General features: G+C 58.7%; 13 protein-coding genes and 6 pseudogenes. 14 read left to right on the forward strand and 5 right to left on the reverse strand.

Annotation, left to right across the window (positions count from 1 at the left end):
• The first annotated feature begins 392 nt into the window (after nucleotides 1-392).
• Nucleotides 393-1,784, forward strand: coding sequence for an amidase (locus ABIB90_RS40695; RefSeq protein WP_354202882.1), 1,392 nt, complete (start codon nucleotides 393-395; stop codon nucleotides 1,782-1,784).
• 920 nt (nucleotides 1,785-2,704) lie between these two features.
• On the opposite strand, the gene ABIB90_RS40700 is transcribed toward ABIB90_RS40695, so the two are convergent.
• Both ABIB90_RS40700 and ABIB90_RS40705 read right to left on the reverse strand, forming a co-directional pair.
• Nucleotides 2,705-2,908: a hypothetical protein gene (locus ABIB90_RS40700; RefSeq protein WP_354202883.1), complete on the reverse strand. Its 204-nt coding sequence runs from the start codon at nucleotides 2,906-2,908 to the stop codon at nucleotides 2,705-2,707.
• A gap of 708 nt (nucleotides 2,909-3,616) precedes the next feature.
• Nucleotides 3,617-4,195: pseudogene (locus tag ABIB90_RS40705) on the reverse strand (transposase family protein); the annotation flags it as partial.
• A 233-nt stretch (nucleotides 4,196-4,428) separates the two neighbouring features.
• Here ABIB90_RS40705 and tnpA point away from each other — a divergent pair.
• From tnpA to ABIB90_RS40730, 6 genes and pseudogenes are all read left to right on the forward strand, one after another.
• Nucleotides 4,429-4,902, forward strand: coding sequence for an IS66-like element accessory protein TnpA (gene tnpA / locus ABIB90_RS40710; protein WP_354202884.1), 474 nt, complete (start codon nucleotides 4,429-4,431; stop codon nucleotides 4,900-4,902).
• A complete protein-coding gene (tnpB, locus tag ABIB90_RS40715) occupies nucleotides 4,883-5,236 on the forward strand; it encodes an IS66 family insertion sequence element accessory protein TnpB (RefSeq protein ID WP_148750250.1) in 354 nt (117 codons plus the stop codon). Before tnpA ends, tnpB begins: the two co-directional genes overlap by 20 nt.
• A gap of 52 nt (nucleotides 5,237-5,288) precedes the next feature.
• On the forward strand, nucleotides 5,289-6,455 hold the full coding sequence (locus ABIB90_RS40720) for an IS66 family transposase (protein WP_354202885.1): 1,167 nt from the start codon (nucleotides 5,289-5,291) through the stop codon (nucleotides 6,453-6,455).
• Between the two features lie 178 nt (nucleotides 6,456-6,633).
• A pseudogene (locus tag ABIB90_RS40725) lies at nucleotides 6,634-7,038 on the forward strand (IS66 family transposase); the annotation flags it as partial.
• Nucleotides 7,039-7,111: 73 nt separating this feature from the next.
• Nucleotides 7,112-7,201: pseudogene (locus tag ABIB90_RS41780) on the forward strand (hypothetical protein); the annotation flags it as partial.
• Between the two features lie 116 nt (nucleotides 7,202-7,317).
• On the forward strand, nucleotides 7,318-7,476 hold the full coding sequence (locus ABIB90_RS40730; RefSeq protein WP_354202893.1) for a transposase domain-containing protein: 159 nt from the start codon (nucleotides 7,318-7,320) through the stop codon (nucleotides 7,474-7,476).
• A 423-nt stretch (nucleotides 7,477-7,899) separates the two neighbouring features.
• Here the strand turns inward: ABIB90_RS40730 and nodU are convergent, their stop codons facing one another.
• Nucleotides 7,900-9,564, reverse strand: coding sequence for a nodulation protein NodU (gene nodU / locus ABIB90_RS40735; RefSeq protein ID WP_354202886.1), 1,665 nt, complete (start codon nucleotides 9,562-9,564; stop codon nucleotides 7,900-7,902).
• Between the two features lie 1,272 nt (nucleotides 9,565-10,836).
• Between nodU and ABIB90_RS40740 the strand changes: the two genes are divergently transcribed.
• The 4 genes and pseudogenes from ABIB90_RS40740 (at nucleotide 10,837) to ABIB90_RS40755 (ending at nucleotide 14,041) form a co-directional block, all read left to right on the forward strand.
• Nucleotides 10,837-11,394, forward strand: a complete 558-nt coding sequence (locus ABIB90_RS40740; protein ID WP_354202887.1) for a hypothetical protein — start codon at nucleotides 10,837-10,839, stop codon at nucleotides 11,392-11,394.
• 330 nt (nucleotides 11,395-11,724) lie between these two features.
• Nucleotides 11,725-12,566: pseudogene (locus ABIB90_RS40745) on the forward strand (sugar phosphate isomerase/epimerase family protein).
• A 32-nt stretch (nucleotides 12,567-12,598) separates the two neighbouring features.
• Nucleotides 12,599-13,138 (forward strand): annotated as a pseudogene (locus tag ABIB90_RS40750) (transposase); the annotation flags it as partial.
• A gap of 165 nt (nucleotides 13,139-13,303) precedes the next feature.
• Entirely contained in the window at nucleotides 13,304-14,041 is a 738-nt protein-coding gene (locus tag ABIB90_RS40755; protein ID WP_354202888.1) for a class II aldolase/adducin family protein, read from the forward strand.
• A gap of 388 nt (nucleotides 14,042-14,429) precedes the next feature.
• Here the strand turns inward: ABIB90_RS40755 and ABIB90_RS40760 are convergent, their stop codons facing one another.
• Complete coding sequence (locus ABIB90_RS40760; protein ID WP_354202889.1) at nucleotides 14,430-16,025, reverse strand: integrase catalytic domain-containing protein; 1,596 nt, start codon at nucleotides 16,023-16,025, stop codon at nucleotides 14,430-14,432.
• A 539-nt stretch (nucleotides 16,026-16,564) separates the two neighbouring features.
• Between ABIB90_RS40760 and ABIB90_RS40765 the strand changes: the two genes are divergently transcribed.
• Nucleotides 16,565-17,664 (forward strand): IS3 family transposase gene (locus ABIB90_RS40765; RefSeq protein ID WP_502918268.1). Its coding sequence is split into 2 segments (ribosomal slippage): nucleotides 16,565-16,829 and nucleotides 16,829-17,664, totalling 1,101 coding nucleotides; the frame shifts between segments, so codons are not numbered across the junction.
• A gap of 323 nt (nucleotides 17,665-17,987) precedes the next feature.
• Here ABIB90_RS40765 and ABIB90_RS40770 read toward each other — a convergent pair.
• Nucleotides 17,988-19,118, reverse strand: coding sequence for an ABC transporter substrate-binding protein (locus ABIB90_RS40770; protein WP_354202891.1), 1,131 nt, complete (start codon nucleotides 19,116-19,118; stop codon nucleotides 17,988-17,990).
• A 380-nt stretch (nucleotides 19,119-19,498) separates the two neighbouring features.
• Here ABIB90_RS40770 and ABIB90_RS40775 point away from each other — a divergent pair, with 380 nt between their 5' ends.
• Nucleotides 19,499-19,813 carry a transposase gene (locus ABIB90_RS40775; protein WP_354202892.1) on the forward strand — a complete coding sequence of 105 codons (315 nt, stop codon included), beginning with the start codon at nucleotides 19,499-19,501 and terminating at the stop codon, nucleotides 19,811-19,813.
• A 21-nt stretch (nucleotides 19,814-19,834) separates the two neighbouring features.
• Nucleotides 19,835-20,047, forward strand: a pseudogene (locus tag ABIB90_RS40780) (transposase); the annotation flags it as partial.
• Nucleotides 20,048-20,138: the final 91 nt, after the last annotated feature.

A 20,138-nucleotide genomic window follows, 5' to 3' on the forward strand; every position in this document is an offset into this window, starting at 1 on the left:
ACACGGCGCATCGCAAGCCTCTCCGTCGGCATCCAGGGTCCCCTTCGCAAAGCCGAAAGAGTTGACCCTATGGGAGCCAGAAGAGGCCTCGTCACGCGGGCGACATCATCCCGGAATGGTGGGCGAGATCATCTCGGAATCCTGGCGACATCGATCGGAATCCGCAAGCGCGTACTGCTCCATGGCAGTGTCCTGCCCGTGTCTGATATTGGCAGTGCCGAGTTCCTGGCTCACGATTGTGCGGTACCGCTTCAGTCTGCGGATCGCGTCCGGTCCCTTCGCCGAGCTCCACTGCTCCAACGCAGCATTTCCTCGTCTCCAGAGGACATTTGCAGTCTTCCGGCAAATCACTCCGTTACCGTGTGTTCGCGCTAGGAGCGAGGACGGCCTTGATGGAAATTACGGCATTGGAAGCTGCTCGTCAGATCGCTCGAGGGCAATTGACAAGCGAAGCGCTAACTCGCTCCTGCCTCGATCGCATCGCGGAAAAGGACACCGAGGTGCAGGCATGGGAATATTTCGACGTCGACCAGGCGATCGCGCAAGCGCGGCTTGCGGACCGCTCCACCATCCGCGGTCCCCTTCATGGCGTTCCCCTGGCGGTTAAAGACGTGATCGACACGATTGACATGCCCACTGCATATGGCTCCCGCATCTATCGAGGCCATCGACCAGCAAACGATGCGACATGCGTCGCTCTTGCCCGGGCGGCCGGTGCAATCATTATTGGCAAAACGGTGACCACAGAATTCGCCATGGGCCGTTCGGGTAAGACCCGCAATCCGCATAACACTTTGCATACGCCGGGTGGATCATCCAGCGGCTCTGCTGCCGCCGTCGCATGCAATATGGTGCCGTGGGCGCTGGGAACGCAAACATACGGATCTACGATTCGGCCTGCCTCCTTCTGTGGAGTGGTGGGCTATAAGCCGACCCACGGCATGGCGGATGTGACAGGCATCAAAACTCTAGCCAGTGGGCTTGACACGCTGGGCCTGTTCGCCCGGAGCGTAGCTGACATCGCGCTGCTGGCTTCGGTTGTCACAGCCAATCGCCTTGCCGCGGAGCCCGTGCCGGAGGAGCCGCGCATCGCATTTCTGGACACTTCGGCCTGGGGAGGGCATGACGCTGCAACCCAGGAGATCCTGATCGAGACCGTCTGCCGCCTGAGTGAGGCCGGAGTACCGGTCCAGGATCTCCCCTCGCCGCCGTCCATGGCTTCTTGGCTTGACATTCAAAATGCACTTTTCAGCTGGGAGGCGCTCCAGGCGTTCGCGTGGGAACGACTCTTCAGGCGCGACGAACTTCATCCGCAAACACGGCAGGTGCTCGAAAAATACGAGCAGTCTGCGAGCCCGGAGTCTTATAAAGTAAACTTGGCGCGCGCACGGGAAGCGCGCGCCCGATGTGCCAGCTTGTTCACCGACTGTGATCTGTTGCTGGTGCCCGCTGCGGTCGGCGAAGCGCCGAGCGGTCTAGAATTCACAGGTGATGCGCGTTTCAATGGCGCTTGGTCGATGCTCCAGCTGCCTTGCCTAACCCTGCCCGTAGGCCGCGGGCCCTCGGGACTGCCCATTGGCCTGCAATTGGTTGGTCGGCGAGGCGACGATGAGAAATTGCTCAGCGCGGCATCCTTCGTCGAGGCGCTTCTCGGAGCCAGGATTGACGTTATCAAGCCATCAGCTCGATCAGCAATGCCTTTGCCTGCTGACCGCCGCGCGGACGCAGCGCCCAGCGTTTTGAGCCCCTCCGGGATCGGAACCGCATCCCGTGAACTGCTCTAGATCTCTTGATCAGGTTTAGACTCCATTTTGCCGGATCCTCAGACTGTTCAGCGTTCCAACGGCGCGTTTGAGCCCAGCCTCTAAGAGATATAGTGGAGCGCCGAAGGAGAGCCGTAGGCCGGTGACGTCGCCAAAGACGCTGCCAGCAACGGTTCGTACATTGGCTTCCTCCAGGAGCAAGCGTACAACGTCGTCGGTCGATCGAACGGGACCGTCAGTGGTAATGCGGAGAGAAGCTGCTCAGGTCGAGATAGAAGTAGATTGAGCCATCAGCTCGCGGCAGGCCTATATCGCGCAGGTCAGACAGAATGTGAAGGCCTATGTTGCGAGCATCATAGAGGCGTCGATGCTTTGATCTTCAAAACCGCCGTCGCCGACTTGAATGTGATGTAGGATCGTTGCTGCGCGATCGCATCTGTAGTTGCGGTTGCGGGGCTCCTCAGCTTCCTCACCGCGCAGACGATCTCCGCGGGTCCTGCTAAATATCCCAAGCGGCAACCGGTGACCGCAGGCCCGGGTGCGCCATAACAATGGAGTTATGGCGCGCTCCGCCGGTAAAGACTTAGCGAGAGTGGCACTCGACAGAAATGATGCAGAGCTGGGCATCGATTGCGAGCTCGGCAACTTTTTCGAAGGGGCGTTCGACCATAGAGCGTGCCGGTAGGATTGTTAGGCGAGTTGATTATAATCGCTTTTTGTGCACGGCGTAACCGCGTTGCGGATCGCCTCGATATCTGGAATGTATCTGGGCCGGCGAGCGTCAACGAACACTGGCGTTCCACCGGCTAAAACAACTTGGGGAGGGGAATGTCGGACAGCAGTGACGAATAATGATGACTTCGTCACCCAGGTCGATCAAAGCCAAGGTGGCAGCGAGCAGTGCTTGTCTTGCACCTGCAGATTACGATGTCTTCCTTATTCTAGGCAATCCCTGTTTCCGCCGAAAACGTCTCGGCGACAGCGCTTCGAAGCCTCGTGAAGCCAATAGCGCCCGCATAACGGTTCGCTCGTGCATTAATGTCGATTGCTGCTTCGTGCACGGATAATGGAGGTTCAATGACCACCTCGCCGGCCCTGAGATCGATCATCTCGGATGCAACAGTGGCAGCAAGGTTGGCTGCCATGCGAACGCAGGCAGCTTCCGGATCTGCAAAAAAAAGAGATCCGCTGCACCAACATAGACTTCAGCTGCTCTCAGCATCGTAAACTGGCGGAAACCGCGTGACGCGCGTTCGCAATCTTTGTCGGTAGATTTCGCTCGCCGTTTGGCCAACTCTTGCTACCCGCTCGGCTGAGGCTTTGTTCTACGGCCGATTCTCTTTTCGAGAACAAGACGCCCATCTTCGACTAAAGCATGCAACCGTTTCGATCGGTCCTTCATCCTTTCTCGTCAGCGTGTCAGAGCGTCTCTCTAGAATCGAGTATTGCGACATATTCTGCGCTCGTCTACCGGGCACGCCGTTGTGTCGTCGTCTCGCATCGTCGATCCTGCAATCCTTAGCCTTGACAAGAAGGGATGCAACTAACTGCGCATTCTAAGACACGCCCGAATCCGAAGGGTATTCGGGCGCAATTGCCAAATTCGGCAAACTCGATCATGGGAATGGCTCTATTCCTTTGTGAGCCGGAGCATCGTTAAGCGTAAGCGCGAAGCCGATTCCCTGCTTCAGAATTCGAATGAACGTGCGAAGAAGCCTCTGGCTTGGACGGAGGTTTGGGATGGGATTGGACAGCAAAAAGGACGTCCATTTGGACGGCTCATCGGTAGGGTCGGTGAACCGGCCGGAGGTGCTTCAAGGACCGTCGGGACGCCGCGTGTGTTCGGAGGCTGAGAGCGCTCGGATCTTGTAGGGGACAGCCGCGATCAGAGCTTCGAGGAAGGTCGAGGCCGAGGTCCTTCCCGTCTTCCTGACCAGTTGCACGAAGGCGAACTTGCTGGTGCGATCGATAGCGACATAGAGGTAGAGCTTGCCTTCAGCGGTCTGGAGCTCAGCAATGTCGATGTGGAAATAGCCGATCGGATAAGCCTTGAATTTTTTCTTCGGAGGCTTGCTGCCTCCGACCTCCGGCAATCGGCTGATCCCGTGGCGCTGGAGACAGCGATGCAGGGATGATCGCGTCAGATGCGGGATGGTCGGCTGGAGCGCATAGAGGCAATCGTCGAGCGGCAATAGCGTATGCCGCCGGAAAGCGACGATGATCGCCTCCTCCTCGATGGAAAGCACGGTCGATTTGGCTTCTTTGGGGCCTGTCGGGAGATCGGCGACGGTCTCGCGCTCCCTCCACTTCGCGACAGTCTTCTGGTTAATCCCGTAGCGCTTGGCGAGCGCTCTCAGGCTCTCTTGACCATTTTGTATTGCTCGACGGACCGCCTCCGTCGTCGTGGCGCAGCCGTGTAAAACTTGTCCCATAGCGCATCCTTCGAATCGTGCGATAAGAATGCACCATCAAAACTTGGGACTAAACACCTAACCTAGCTCAAGGCTGCCTGCGTTTGCGCGAAAAGCGCCTTCAGGCGTTCGTTTTCGTCGCGCAACGCCGCAATGCTCATGCGCTATTTCGGTAAGCGCGAATTTCCCCGCACCTTTTGCGGTTGAGTGCTGTGATGCATGAGGTGTCCACCAAATTAGGTGGACACCTTGTGATGGCAGACGATGATCAGAAACTGCGGGTCAGGCTTGTTGGCCGGAATGGGCGCCGGCGATACGACCCCACGTCGAAGGACCGTCTTGTCGCGGCCTGCCTTGAACCTGGGGTTTCGGTATCGAGGCTTGCACTCGAACATGGGGTCAATGCGAACCTTCTTCGGAAGTGGATCAAGAAGTGGACGGCGACCAGGTCGCTGCCGCCGTCTTCACTACCGGCGTTCATCCCGGTTCAGCTTGAGAGGACTGTCGATCGGGCCCTGTCGCGGCAGAGCAGCGTGGCGACGGTGGATTTGCCGGCGACTTGCGATGAAGTGCGTGATTCGGAATCCAAAAGGACTGCAGCTTTTTGCTCTCCGGCCAAAGTGAGCGCGTCCCTGCCGAACGGCGTGAAGCTCGCGCTGGAATGCGGCGATGTAGATGCATTGACGGCGATCATCGGAGCACTGAGCCATGTTCAGACTGGGCGGTGACCTGCAAGTCTATCTGCACCGTGAGCCGATCGACTTCCGGGCTGGCATCAACAGCCTTGCGGTCCTGGTCCAGGAGACGATGGCGCTCGATCCGTTTGCTCCGGCGGTTTTTGCGTTCTGCAATCGCCGTTGCGACCGGATGAAGTTGCTGTTCTTCGACCGGTCCGGCTTTGTGCTGGTCCTGAAGCGGCTGACCGAAGACAAGTTCCGATGGCCGCGCCGCCAGGAGGCGGTCGTCACGCTGACGACCGAGCAATTGCACTGGATCCTTGACGGCATCGATATCGACGCGATGGTCCGCCATCCGGTGCGGCAATATCAGGTTGCCGGCTGAGCTCTCGAGTTGAGTGGTTGACGCGTCGGTACGGTTCAGATTCAAGAATCCGATGAATCGAACCGGCGATCCGAGTGTTGAAGTGCTGTTGGCGCGCATTGCCGCGCTGCAAGCGGAGAACCATCAACTCGCCGACCGCGTCGTCAAACTCGAGGAAGAACTGGCGCTGGCACGCCTGCATCGTTTTGCGCCACGCAGCGAAAAGCACGTCGATCGTCTCTTCAATGAAGCCGAGCAGGCCGCCGATGAGGATGACACCGGCAGTGATACGGACAATATCGCCGAACTTCCGGACACAGGTTTGCCACCCGTCGAAAGCACGACAGGAAAAAAGCGCGGGCGCAGACCGCTGCCGGCGAACCTGCAGCGTGAGCGCGTCGAGTATGACCTGCCCGACGATCAGAAGGCGTGTCCTTGCTGCCGTGGCCAGATGCATCGCATGGGCGAGGCTGTCACCGAGCAACTTCATATCGAGGTGAAGGCGAAGGTTTTACAGAACGTACGCTTCAAATATGCGTGCCGCCATTGCGATCGCACCGGGATCAACGCCCCTGTCGTGACCGCGCCGATGCCGACGCAGCCGCTGCCGGGCAGCGTTGCCACGGCCTCAACGCTGGCGTTCGCGCTGGTTCATAAATATGTCGATGGCACGCCGCTCTACCGTCTGGCGCAGGCCTTCGAACGCGCCGGCGGCGGTCCGCCCGAGCAAGCGCTGCGGTTCTTCGAACAGATTTACCGGGTTGAAAGGCAGGCGCGGGACGAAAAACCAGACAGAGGCGAAACGCCAGATCAATGCATTCGCCGCTTCCGCCAGCAACACAGCATTCCCGTCCTGAACGCCCTCAAGGAATGGCTCGATCAAATCGCCCCGAAGGTCTTGCCGGACAGCAAGCTTGGCGACGCCATATCCTACACCCGAAACCAATGGGAATATCTGACGCGCTACGCCGAGGACGGCAGGATGCCGATCGACAACAATCTCCTGGAGCGTGATATCAGAATCTTTGCCACTGGCAGAAAGAGCTGGCTGTTCAGCGACACCGTCGAGGGCGCCAGGGCCAGCGCCGTCGTCTACAGCCTGATGCTGACCTGCCGCGCCTCACGCGTCGAGCCGTTAGCCTGGTTGCGCCACGTCCTCACCGAATTGCCTCAGCGCGCGGGCGACGCCGATATCACCGACCTGCTGCCCTTCAACTTCCCCAAAACCGCCACTGCCTGAACAGGCCAGACGCCGCCCCCGATACGAAGGCCATCCGTCAAAAGCGCAGGCGTCAACGTGCGGGGAAAATCGCGCTTACGTTGATCGGGCGACACTGGGCAACTGGTCCGGCCGCGCCTGCTTCCATCTCAAACCCTAGCGGACCACATGCGTCGTCATCTGGAGAGAGCAGATGTTCATGGACGAAACCATGGCCCCGGTGCTCTATCCCGGGCGTGGCCAAACGAAGGAAGGCTACTTCTGGGCGATCGTCTCCGACGACCGCGGCCACAGCGGCCCAAGTCCTCCGATCGTGCTGTTCCGATATGCCCCCAGTCGCAGCGGCGCCTTCGCGGAGCAGTTCCTGCATGGTTTTAACGGACGCTTCCTGCAAGCCGATGCCTATGATGGTTATGACCGGCTGACCGAAGTCGCTCGACCGCAGGGATCGTGGACGCTTGTAAATTGCTGGAGCCATTTGCGCCGGCGCTTCGTCAAATTGGCCCGCAACAGACAATCGCCGATCGCCGAGGTTGCGGTTCGGCACATCGCACAGCTTTACGCCATCCAAGCCATGGTCCGCGGTTCATCGACGGAGATCCGGCTGGCCGCGCGTAAAGGAGCACTCGCTGCCGATCGTCGCCGCACTAAAGCCAGGGTTCGAGAAACAGCTGTCGATGACCTCCAGTGGTTGGATGCTCGCCGAGGACATCCGCTACGCGCTCAACCACTGGCAAGGGCTGACCCGCTTCCTCGAAGACGGGCGCCTCGAGCTTGACACGAACCCGGTCGACAACGCCATCCGGCCAGTCTGCCTGAGCAGAACAATGCACTCTTCGCCGGTCATGAAGTCTGCGCGGAAAACTGGGCCCTGCTCGCGTCGATCGTCGCCACCTGCAAGCTCAACGACATCAACCCGGCCGCCTACATCGCCGAAACACTCGAGACGATCATCGACGGCCATCCTCATAGCCGCATCGGAGACCTCATGCCGTGGCGATTCCGCAAAACGTCAAGCCAGCTTCAAAAGGGCTGCGGCTAAGCGCTTGCCGTTAAGCTGACTGGCGCGACCTTCCTCTTTTGCCCCTTTCCCCGTTGATATGGCAATGGCCGGTGGCGTTCGACGTTAGCGGGTACACGTGCTCCAGACGGTTCTCGAATTGGGGAAGACTTGCGCCAACATGGGAGCTTCTTCTGTCTCTACTAATTGAGGCACTCCAACACGATGGCAATTTACGATGTCGAGCGGCAGGCGGGAATAGGGGAGCATGCCCTCGGTGTTGTCCCAGGTAACGGCAGATGCGAAGCAGCTGCGCAAATTGCATGAGCGGTTTCGTGCTCTTTCTGCTCACCGATTCCCGTCGGAACGGCATTCTCTCCTGAAGTCTATAGAGACAACTTGGTCCTATAAGAAATACGCCAACGGAATGTGAGAGGAGCCACGCCGCCGTCAGTCACTAAGCTGTTAGCATTTAGTCCAGAGCAGACCATCGCACCATATATCGTCAATGCACCCCCACCGGCAAGCCGTTGCGACGTCCGGAAAGAACCCACGTCCATGCAAGTTGGCGCTCGTATTGCAAAGCAGCGGAATTCCCGTAAGTGCTTCATATTCGACAAGAAGCTCAGCTATTTTGTGCTGAGAGGTTCTGGAAATGGTCTGCAACCGCGCAGACCCGTCGAGATGCACAACAGCAGGCACCCTATCGCGCCATTCCGCTCGTACCTGATGATCGAACAACATGTAAGGATCCGGGGTTCCAGGATTGAAAATGTCTGGTGCACGATCCTCCAGACATATCGGCGCCACTGGCCGGAATTGTTCGCGAAGTTTGATGTTGTTGAGATGATCCTTCATTCTTCCCGATGTAGCGGCCGCGATAATGCTTCTGCTGCCCAACGCCCGTGGTCCAAGCTCGGCCCGCCCGGAAAGGAAAATCACGGGCTTGTCGCCGGCCAGGATGGTGGCAAGCTCACGCACATTGCACGGCTCGGACCGCCATTCGCGCGAGACCTCGCCACGTTCTATGGCTGGGCCACTATAGACCGACCACCTCAATGGTGCGAAGCCGTTCTCTGCCGCCATCCCGGCGCACGCTGCGCCGATCGCTGAGCCGCTGTCATTCGGAAAAGGCGGTACCCAGACTGTATCGAACAGGCCTGTCGCACGTAGCGCACTATTCCATTTGATGTTGAGGCCGCAGCCACCGGCTATACACAAATTATGCGACCCTGGAAGACCCGAGTGCCGCTGTAAAGTACTCGCCACTTCCCGGACGAGCAGACGCTCGAGAAACGCATGGAAGGATGCAAGCACATCTTCGGGTGACTTAGCCTCCAACCGGATCGCGCTGCCCTCGAGGAAGTCATGCACGGCCCCCAGCGCCGACTCCATTCCAGTTTTGTCCGCAGTGTAGCGAGCGGCAAACTCGGCTGCAAAGCGATCTACGTAGAGCTCGTTAAACACCGCTATGATTTCTTCATCAACCGACCCGAGTGCGATGTAGGCCATCACCTTGCCGGCGATACTCCGGTCCCCCCATCCGGTGTTCGACGCTCTCCTATAGGGTCCGAAATGATGGCCCGCAGCGACATAGGCACGCCCAATGATCGGTAGCAGGCCGCCGACGAACCGGGCGCTGCCGCGTTCCACATAGTAGAGACGTGGAGGCATGGCGCCGTCCCACACGAGGCAGAATGCAGGCTCTCCCGCTTTTGCAAAGGGACTGGTGCAATATGCGGATGCCACATGGCCTGTTACGTGCGGATAGCTTCTATAGGGAAAGGACCTGTTGTCGAGCGTCAGACCGAGGCCATCCAGCGAGGTGAGTAGGCCCTCGGCATGGCGTTCAAGATATGGTGCTCCTTTGAGAGTGACAGGTGCTCCTCCGCTGATGGCGTCGATCTGAGAGTCGACCACTCCGGTCCACCCGTCGATGACGAACTGATCAACATCCCGCACCTCTAGGCCGTGCTCACGCAACGCAATAACAATTGCATCAAGATCATCGATGCTTTGGTACCGCTGATTGTTCCCCCGCTTCTCTTGCTCGATACAAAAGACGAGCCGTCCGTCTTCGACAAGAGCGGTAGCGCCGTCATGCGTAAGCTTGATGCCGCATATTCGCACTGTGTGCCTCCGCGTGTAGCCTCGGTAATTTCACTAACTCGAAGATCGAAGCGAGCTTAGAAAGCGCGATCAAGCAACCTTCGTTGCTCGATCAGGTTGGTTCGTCTAGACGCGAGACCACCCTCGTGCGTTGTTGCAATCGCGTTTCGCCACTAGCGGGGCAGGACACTCGGATTGACAACATTGCGTTTTACCGGTGGTCGAAAATCTTGCGAGCGGCCCAATCTCGCTTTGGGTTGAGCGAACTAAGCCACGGTCCTATGTCGCTTAACCAGCTACTAAATCGGATAGGACGTTGCGCAACAGAGTAGGTAAGATGTGGCGCTGGACGTAATGGCCGGTCCATTCGTGCTCTGACCGGCGCGGCTCTTTGTCGCCGTACCGATGGGGCATGCCGGTCGCTCTATTTTCGTACCGGTTCAGATCGCCGTGCTCTCAATGTCCGGGAACTCGTTCTGGAGGTCATGTCAATGGCCCCGGGTCTTTCTGACTGACGGTCTGCCCGCTGTGGAAGTCGCCTGTGCCGAAGCACGCGGCCACGGGGTCCGTTCCGCTGATCTTGTGCTCAACATCCTGCTCGGCGACGCGAACCCGCGCCATGAGGCTACATCATGATCCCGGGCGCACCGACGATCCGCCATGCACCGATCGTCGATCGTGCCCGCTCTACCTCCAGAGGACCATCTGATGGAAGGAAGCCAAATGCTCGATCATTGGGTGAGCTCAAGCTTTAGACATGAAGGCTGGTTTCGGGCGTGTTCGGCACGCCAAAATGACAGGCGCTGCTCGATCCGCTGGCACATCATCGTCGAGACTGGCGGCCATTCAAAAGGCGGCACGACGACCACGCAACCTGGACTCGCCGCCTCCCGCCATCCCTTCCAACTCCGACGAGCCGAGCTACCGGAAAACCCCGCCGCTCAAAGGGTCAAAAAATGGGAAACCGATGTATAGATTCGATATCACTGGTGTCGCATTGGAGCTCGAACCAGGCGCCCAATCCGATGTTCGCTCTGATCGATGAGGCAGCGGGGCTGGACCTCGTCATCTGAGGCGCAGCCATAGATCCAGACGAAGAACAGAAAAAAGGCGCAGAATCTGGTCGCGCTTCTATTGCGAGGGCTCGGGAACGAGGCACCACCGGGATGAGCGAATGATACCAAGCCGAACGCGCAATCCGACCGAACTCAGCGCCTGGCTAGCAAGATCGACGCGGCGTCATTCGCGGGCAGGCTAGGCAACCCTTGTTGTAGACTTGGCTTGGAGCGAGATATGGATGAATACGTCAAGAACATAGACGAGCTCCAAGCGCAAGATCTCCTAATGTCCGGGACCGCCGATAAGTTGTTGCCGGCGCGAGTGACGATGCAGATGAATAGCCTCATCGAGCCAGAAAGCGTTTCTCGCCTTGGGCCAGTTGATCCTGATGATCGAGATAGGCCTTTGCGTTCGGTTAAGGTCCTGCCGCAAGCTTCGTTCATGCGACTTTTTTCTTCAATTGCGGTCTGCCACTTTGAAGCTCTTTACGGATGCCGGCCGCTCGGTTTTGAGGTAAGCGCGGCGACAATCAACCGCTTGTCGAGCTATACGAGCAACGCGGCAGCCGGCGGGCGAGGAGGACGAGGGTTCTGCACCGCCATACGGCGGCAAATCCCGGTGCCGCACGTTCAATTACTGGAGATTATCTCCACCAGATTAGTGCGAAGCCGATTTGGAAGCGCACGCCAGCCGTTCCGTATTCGGCGTGTTCGTATGAACGCTAAGATGTGGACGTCGCTACAGGACGGACCGAATGCCTTTCGCTCATCGTGCTTGACGTGGCTCAGCTGAATGAGCGCCAGGAACGTGGAGGTCACGCGTTTCGTGTCGTGTCTCGCGCGCTATTGTTCCTATAGGCATTTTGCTGCCTACAAAAATGTTTTCGAGCAATGGTACGGTGGCTTGCGCGCCTGTTTCGCTGCTGTCCTCCGCTACTCTGATCGCCCTTCGGCTCGCCCGGACGACGCAGCGAACCCTGGCCTTGAAAACGCGATTTAATTTCGGGCTGAATCGCATCAATTTGGACCATACTTTGCCAAATTCCGGTGTCTACCGCCCGAAAATGGCAACGAACGACCGCGAGCATACGTTAGTGTCGCCCAAGACAACTGGGGGCTAGCGATGGTGCAACAACTGCGAATCCTGCAGTCACTCTGGGCGATGGAGCGGCGGCTGGCCGATACTCCGGAATGGCAGCTGCAGAGGCAGCTCGAGATGATCCGCGATGCTGGGTTTGACGGCGCTGGCGTGCGCTTTGTCGACCCCGTCTTTGCGACCGAGGCGACACGTTTCCTGGGGTCGCATAGTATGGTCTGGCAGGCACAGTGCTATCCGAAGACTGTCGATGAACTGAAGCCCGTGCTTGAGCTGGTGGCGCGGCTTGGCGCCGATCACGTCAACCTGCAACCGATTGTTCGTCCGCAGCGGCTCGAGGCCTGCATTCCCCTGCCTGAAGGCTGGCGGCGACTGGCGGAGCAGGCCGGCGTCCCGTGCACGTCGAGACCCATCGTGACCGCATGACGACAGATCTATTTTTTACGCTCCAGCTTCTCGATTGCTTTCCCGATCTGCGGTTGACGGCTGATGTTTCACATTACTTGGTTGCGCGAGAGTTCGCCTCGCCAGTCGCCGACACTAACCACGCGCTGATCCACCGCATTCTCGACAACGCCTGGGGTATTCACGGCCGCATTGCCAGTCGCGAGCAGATCCAGGTCTCCCTTGGGTTCCCGCAGCACAAGGACTTGGTTTCCTTGTTGATGGGTTGGTGGGAATACGGGATCCGCTCCTGGAAGAGGCGCGTCGCGCCCGACGCTAGTCTGACGTTCCTCAGTGAGCTGGGTCTTCCACCCTATGCTATTACAGGTCCGGACGGCAAAGAGCTATCCGATCGTTGGCAGGACGCTTTGCTAATGAAAGATATGATTCGCGCTTTGTGGGATCGAGTCGCAAAAGAGCCATAAGCCGGGCCTGCCCGACTATTTGCGTGCTGCCTGCAAAACTGATTGAGCGGACGTTGCGCACGACGCTAGCCGATGAAACCGGCGGCGCCACTTGCCACACCACGATCCACCGAAATGTGGGCGGCGTTCGGCTTGCAGCCCCCGTAGCCAGACATCCAAGTTCTCGAGCGATCCGCTGATTGTCGACAAGGTAGGCGATATCGTGGGCCTTTGCCTGTCCCCCAACCGAGCCCTTGTCCTTAGCATCCGTAAGAAAAGCAGGTCCAGGCACTTGACCCGGGAGCAATGGGTCCTTGCCGATGAGCCGGGCATCCCGGAACGTCGTACGCACAGTTATTTGCGGCATGGTACGATGTCGCTGTCTGCCGCGCTCGTCCTCGGAGTCTGCTCTCGGCAAATGCTTGCGCCAACGGGCGGTCGGTTCCTCAAGTTTTTGAGGAGGTCGATGCTGATGTTCTTGAACGCCTCCTTATCCATATCGTCATGGATAAGTACGCCACCACAAGACACCCAAGATCAAGCCTGGCTCGGCCGCCGGCCTCACTATCCATTTTACGCCGACCTCCGTGGCGATGACCGGCGTTGAAGTTTAACAAAGAATTCCCCTTCCTGACGCGGTATTTCGGCTCATCCCGAAACAAATTGGCGAATTCCGGCCGCTGGCCTGAACTAGCCTAGGCGGCAGTGTGGTGTGCTGACGCTCTACGTTTTCTATCATAGTTGCTGGAGGAGAAATTATGCGTAACGAAGCTTCCGAGGAATGGAGCGTTCGCTGCGATCTGGCTGCGGCTTATCGCTTGATCGCGCATTTCGGCATGGACGATCTAATTTCAACCCATCTATCAGTACGACTGCCCGGCAACGATCATCGATTCCTCCTGAACCCGTATGGGATGATGTTCGACGAAATAACGGCGTCGAGTCTCATAGTCGTGGACCCGGACGGGTATCTTGTTGAGGACGAAGAGCAGGCCAAGATAAACAACGCTGGATTCACAATTCATTCCGCAGTGCACATGAGCCGCGAAGACGCTCAGTGCGTTATGCACACGCATACCCTAGCGGGGATGGCCGTATCTGCACAGGAGCAAGGGCTTCTGCCGCTTAACCAAAAATCGATGTGCCTTTATGGCAACGTTGCCTATCACGCCTTTGAAGGGGTTGCTCTCGACCTTGACGAGCGCGAGCGCTTGGTACGTGATCTTGGTAACAAAGATTTTATGATTCTAAAGCACCACGGCTTGCTCACAGTCGGACGGACTGTCTCCGAAGCATTTCTGAATATGCTTACACTAGAGCAGTCGTGCCGTGTCCAAATTGCCGCCCTGCAGGGAGGCAATGTGACGTTGCCACCTGCTGAAGTCGCTGCTCACACCGCTGCTCAGTTTAAGGAGCACGGCTGGAACAGAAGCCGGCGCCCCTGGGAAGCGCTCAAGCGTCGCCTTGACCGCATCGGCCCAGAATACACTACCTGAAGCTCCGCCAGTTGCGCGGGTGGGTTACGAGACCGAATTCCGCGGGCAGGCGTCGTCTCCGATGCAGGTCGGCTCGGTAGAACACGGCTATGCGGCCTGCTCGAATGTGCTGGTCTCTGCATTCGCAGTTCAGACCTATACGCGCCTTCGACCGTAAGCTTTTGCAGTATTGAACTCACCGGAAAGTGACAGATGACGCGGAGCTTCCATCGCCGAGGTCTTCTTCAGGCGGCCGCCATGGCAAGGGCCGTCCCTGCGATAGCTTGAGCAACCACTTCGTTCGCGCAGGAGAGGCTCGCCGGTCGCGGCGAAGTCGTCGTATTCTCCTATGGCGGATCCTGTCATTCGGCCTGCAATATTGACCCCCGTATTGCCGCATGAGCGAATGTTACCCTGATGGCGCCATTGCACAGCTCGATGCGACCTCCACTGATCGGCGGCGCCAGGTGGCTTTCGCGGCTGGCTCGACGAGAGGGGCTGTGGGCGGGTCGGGCCCTACATAGCCCGAGCCGTCCACAACCCCGGGCAATGGGGCAGCGGCGACCAATTGCTCGGCCGCCTTCCGTCTAAGCGCCCTCAGCAGACGCTGCACGATCGAATGCTGTCTTGCCCCGAACTCCTCGGGCTGAATCTCGCTCAGCCGGCCGACGATGGCGAGCGCCGTCAGCTGCGGCTGCTCTGCCAGCCAGCCCTCGATCGCGGCAATATGTGGGTCGAGCTTGGACGGCATGCGAATCTTTCCGAGCGTCTTGGCGAAAGTGGCTACGCTTGTTGACGTGGTGCTCGTGGAGGCGCGCTGCAGGCCGCCCGCGTGTCCGGCACGACGATCAACGCGATTCCCGAGTTCGTCCTGGGTCGCGCGAATCTCAGCCAACAGCACGACCGGATCGAGCGAACGATACTGATCGCGCAGCCGTTTCTTCACGTCCGCGGCCACGTTGGGATGCGCCAAGGCACGCTCAAAGGGCGTCGATGGGAGATGATACCGCTTGATCACTTTAGCCCCTTCGCGGCGCTTCTCCTTCAGCTTGAACGACGGCTGGAAGAAGTTGACGTAGAGCCGAGCCGCCGCATAGAGACGTCCCATCACACGGGCCGTCTCGACGCCGTCGAAGCGGCCATAGCCCATGAGGCGGCGAACGACCGCACCATTCTTCTGCTCGACGAAGGCTTGATCGTTCTTCTTGTAGGCGCGCGAGCGTGTGACTTCGAGCTTTTGTTCACGGCACCATGGCACAACAACATCGTTCATGAAGGCGCTGTCGTTGTCGAAGTCCACGCCGCGTAACAACCAGGGGAACAGGCTCTGGGCGCGGTTGATCGCTTCGACGACGAGCGAACCCTCCCGTGTCGGCAACGGCAGGCATTCCGTCCAGCCGGTGGCGACATCGACCATCGTCAGGGTTTGGATGAACGAGCCGGCCACCGACGTGCCGCCATGCGCGACCATGTCGACCTCGCAGAAGCCGGGCACCGGGTTGTTCCAGTCATTGAACGTGCGGATCGGGACTTCGCGCCGGATGGCCGAATAGAATCCGGCACGGCGCCGCCTGCCGCCGCTCGCCGCAATCTTCACATCGACGAGCAAGCGGTCGATGGTTGCGGCGCTGATCCCCAGAACAAGATCGCGGTCGGCCTGGCCAAGCTGCAATCGGCCATGTTGCTCGAGCGCCGGCAGCAAGGTCGGAATCATCACCTTGAGCCGCTTGCCGCATACCAGATCCGATGCCTCCCACAGCGCCGTCATCGCGTCCTTGATCGTCGCGCCATATCTACGCTTGCGCTCTCCGGGCGCCTCCATCTTCCCCGGTCCAACCGTTGTGCTCCGCCGAAGCGCGCGCACCGCATGCTTGCGATGCCAGCCCGTCGTCGCGCACAGCGCATCTAGGATGCGCCCCTTCTCCGCCCGTTTGGCCGACTCGTAACGCTCCGTTACGGTCGACAGCACCTCCCGCCGCGCGCCCATGCTGATCTTTCTCGCCATAGACGCCACCGAACCGATTCGATGGCACCGACCCAATCATCGGCGAGAAGTTGTCCAGTAACATTCTGGATGAGGCAATGCGCCCCCTAAGCCGGGGGATCGGCGTCCAAAATTGGCTCTGACGCATATTCGATGATCGTGTTTGTTTTTATGGCGCGCCAATCAGCCTAGCTTGAAGGAGATCGAGCTTAGCGCGCCCGTACATCTGCCGTTTGACCAGCTTGAGCTTGGTGATCTGAGCTTCCACTTGGCCATTGGACCACGGTTGCGTGATTGCCGCGTGCACCGCGCCCTTACGGAAGGATGATTACAGCAACGTCCGCCCACACAGCGCGCTCGGCGATCTCACCCCGAGCAAATTTGTCGATCGCGGTGCTTGCCGACCGCGCCGGGGCGGCGCCCTGCGCTATGTGGGGGCTCCGTGCCCCCATTGCTCCAGCGAGCCCATCGGGCTCAAATGTGACGTGCCCCCGCCAAATTAGGCCAGTTTGAACTGGAATTTTCCATTTATGATCCCCTGACGGGACGAGGAGAGTTCCATGAAGGCATCGAAGTTTTCAGAGGCGCAGATCGCATTTGTTTTGAAGCAAGCTGAAGATGGCTCGGTAGTGGCAGAGGTCTGCCGCAAGGCCGGGATCAGCGAGGCGACGTTCTACAATTGGCGGAAGAAGTATGCTGGCCTGTTGCCCTCAGAGATGAAGCGGCTGCGTCAGCTTGAGGAAGAGAACAGCAAGCTGAAGCGGATTGTCGCCGAGCTGTCGTTGGACAAGGCCATGCTTCAGGATGTGCTGTCAAAAAAGCTCTAAAGCCTGGCCGCAAGCGTGAGCTTGTCGACAAGGTGCGAAGTGACTGGAAGGTCTCGATCAGGCGGGCCTGCTCGGCTCTTCGGATCGATCGCGCACTGTACGTCTACAAGTCGAAACGCGGCGACCAGGCCGCTCTCAAAAGTCGGATCAAGGACATCTGCGCGACGCGGGTGAGATACGGCTATCGCCGGGTCCATGTGCTGCTGCAACGTGACGGCTGGGCCATCAACGTCAAACGCGTCTATCGCCTGTATTGGGAGTTAAGCCTGCAATTACGCAACAAAACGCCCAAGCGCCGCGTCAAGGCCAAGCTGCGAGAAGATCGAACCGATGCCAAACAGATCAACGAGACCTGGGCCATGGACTTCGTTCACGACCAGCTGGCCACCGGCCGCAAACTCCGCGTGCTGACGATTGTCGACATCTTCAGCCGCTTCTCGCCGGCGGTCGATCCGCGGTTCAGCTATCGAGGCGAGGACGTTGTGCTGACTCTGGAGCGCATCTGCAAAACCGTCGGTTACCCGAAGAGCATTCGTGTGGATCAGGGATCGGAGTTCATCTCCCGCGATCTCGACATCTGGGCTTATCAAAGAGGCGTTGTGCTCGACTTCTCACGTCCCGGCAAGCCGACGGACAATAGCTTCATCGAATCCTTCAACGGCAAGTTCAGAACCGAATGCCTGAACACGCACTGGTTCCTGAGCCTTGACGACGCCCGGCAGAAAATGGAGGATTGGCGTAGAGACTACAACGAAATCCGGCCCCATAGCGCGATCGGCAACAAGGCGCCGATATCGCTGTTGAATGGCTCATCGGCGCCCCCGCCGGCATGAGCTAAACCCCGGAAAATTCCAGCATCAGCTGGCCTAGTTTTGGGGAGCACTTCAGTGATGGGTCGCAATTACCTCTCGCACGACAAGGTGGCTCCAACGCCGTCCGGCCGCGGTCGGATACAACTTCCTACGCCTGATCCGGTGGCTCAGGTTGGCGGCCCGCTTCGCCGCCAAGCTTCAACTCGGCCTGAAACCATCGTTCTTCACGGGCGACCAGCAATAGGAGTTAGGCGAGAGATATTCCTTCGCCGCCCCACCCGAGCGAAAAGCACCGGCCGATGACAAGACGCCGAAAACTCTCGAACCTGAGGTTGTGATAAAGATCATCCCACCTTCCAAGCCAGCCAACGCTCCTGAACGTGATCTGCATTGGTCTTGCCGTCCGGGCGTTTCGCTGAAAGCCAGTCATAATCTACGGCAACGGTCATGGAAGCATTCTCTGGGCTTATGCTGAGAAGCGAAATTAGTTCGGCTGGGAGGTGCTTGAGCTGATTTAGGTTCGGCGCAGGAGAGCCAGTCCCCTGGGTGAACCCGGCAGCAATTTGGGCTCGATTCAAGAAGGCGATGAATTTTTGTGCATTCGCTGTGTTAGGGCCGCCTTTCAGGATCGTCATGGGGACATTGCCTACCAACCCCCCGTTCCAGATCATCCTAAGGCGCGCGCCCCGGCGGATCGCGGCGACCATACGGCCATCGGGCGCATTGCTCAATGCGAGTTCTCGGTTGATCAGGAGTTGAACCGGTTCTCCACCTGCGGTCCACCACTTTGTAATATGCGGCTTAATCTCGTTGAGCTTCTTGAATGCCCGATCGATCTTATTGTCGGTGAGCGGCCAGATATCCTTGTGCTCGACGCCGTCGGCGAGGAGGGCAAATATCATCGTATGATAGCCGATGCCCCCGAAGAGTCCACGCTGTCCGGGAAATTTCTGGACATCCCAGAAGTCCTCCCAATTTCGGGGGGCACCGTTCGGAAAGGCCCGCTCGTCGTAAGCCAGCACCGATCCCGACCGAAACATTACAACTGCGTCAACAGGGCGCGCGTTCTGCGGAACGCCCTCGATCGCTTCTTGATCCCAGAGTTTGTAGTCGATTGGCTCAAACATCCCGGCTTCGTGCATTTCCGGGTAGTTCGATTGCAACGGACAGGCGAGATCCCAATCGATCCGGCCGGCCCGGTGCATCGCCTTTATCTGCGGGTCGTGAAAATCCGATATTGCATCGACGACTTTTACGCCTGTCGCTTTCGTAAACGGATCGTAGACGTATTCGCGAACCCCGTCGGTAAATGAACCGCCATAGCTAGCAATGACGACTTCGCCGCTGCCGGCGAGCTTGTCCTGCGCCCAAGCTTTAGTGGCTTTGGCAAAGAACGGCACGCTTAGTAAGGCCGCTAGCTTAACTAACGAGCGTCGGCTCAGGCTAGAGTGTGATGTGAACTCCTCGTTGCTCAACGGTCTTCCTCCGGTCAAACTGCTGATTAGATTGTACGTCGCTACATTTCCTGCCGCGCATAACTTTCGTGAGCGGGGGCAACGAAACGTTACGAGTCCACAGCAGCCGAAATTCTCGAAATCTGTGGCCCCTTAGTCGAAATTTCTGCGCCTACTTGGAAATTACGAAGGTTTTGAGCGGTCAGCCCGTCCTCGTAGCCGATGTTCTGAGGCTTTCGGCAAGCTCCTGCTCGACGATCTCCAAGGCGCCGAGATCATGAAGTGCCGTGTATATTTAGCAATGGTGCGCACGGCCTGGAGGCTTGCGTTGCGCCCGCGGCTATGTCGGGACTGAACCGCCCCGGGTTGCCGGAGGCTCCAACGACTGAGAGGATGGAGCCATGACAAGCAAGACGACGTACAAGTTTTCGCCTGAGGTCCGGGACCGCGCGGTTCGGATGGTTCTGGATCACGCCGGCGAGCACCCCTCGCGCTGGGCGGCGGTGACATCGATTGCGGCCAAGATCGGCTGCACGCCGCAGACGCTGCATGCCTGGGTCAAGAAGGCCGAGATCGACAGCGGGCAGCGGACCGGCGACCGCCGGGACGATCTCCAAACCAACCCGCCAACCTTGACCAGGAGGCTATTTCCAGCCCAGATGCAATCGTCAGCCGTGTTCGCCTCCGAACCTGATCGCGATCACTGGAATCCGTGATCACCGTCCGTGGAATGCGCAGTCATCAAGCGCGAGCTGCGCCGCCGTTCCTCAATCGAGCCCGTCATCGGGCACCTGAAAACCGAAGGGCATCTCGGCCGCTGCCATCTCAAAGGCCGCTCCGGCGACGCCGCCAACGTCGTCCTCTCAGCCGTGGGCTACAACTTCCGCCGCGTCCTCGCCTGGCTCAGAGAACTCTTGTGCATATTCCTGGTCCAGCTATGCCGAACGATCGTAAGCGCGATTTTCTCCGCACGTGACACCCGCGTTTTTGACGGATGGCCTTCGTATCGAGGGCGGCATCTGACCCGTTCAGGCAGCGGCG

It is taken from the genome of Bradyrhizobium sp. JR4.1 (genome assembly GCF_040548605.1).
In the GTDB taxonomy this organism is placed as follows: domain Bacteria; phylum Pseudomonadota; class Alphaproteobacteria; order Rhizobiales; family Xanthobacteraceae; genus Bradyrhizobium; species Bradyrhizobium canariense.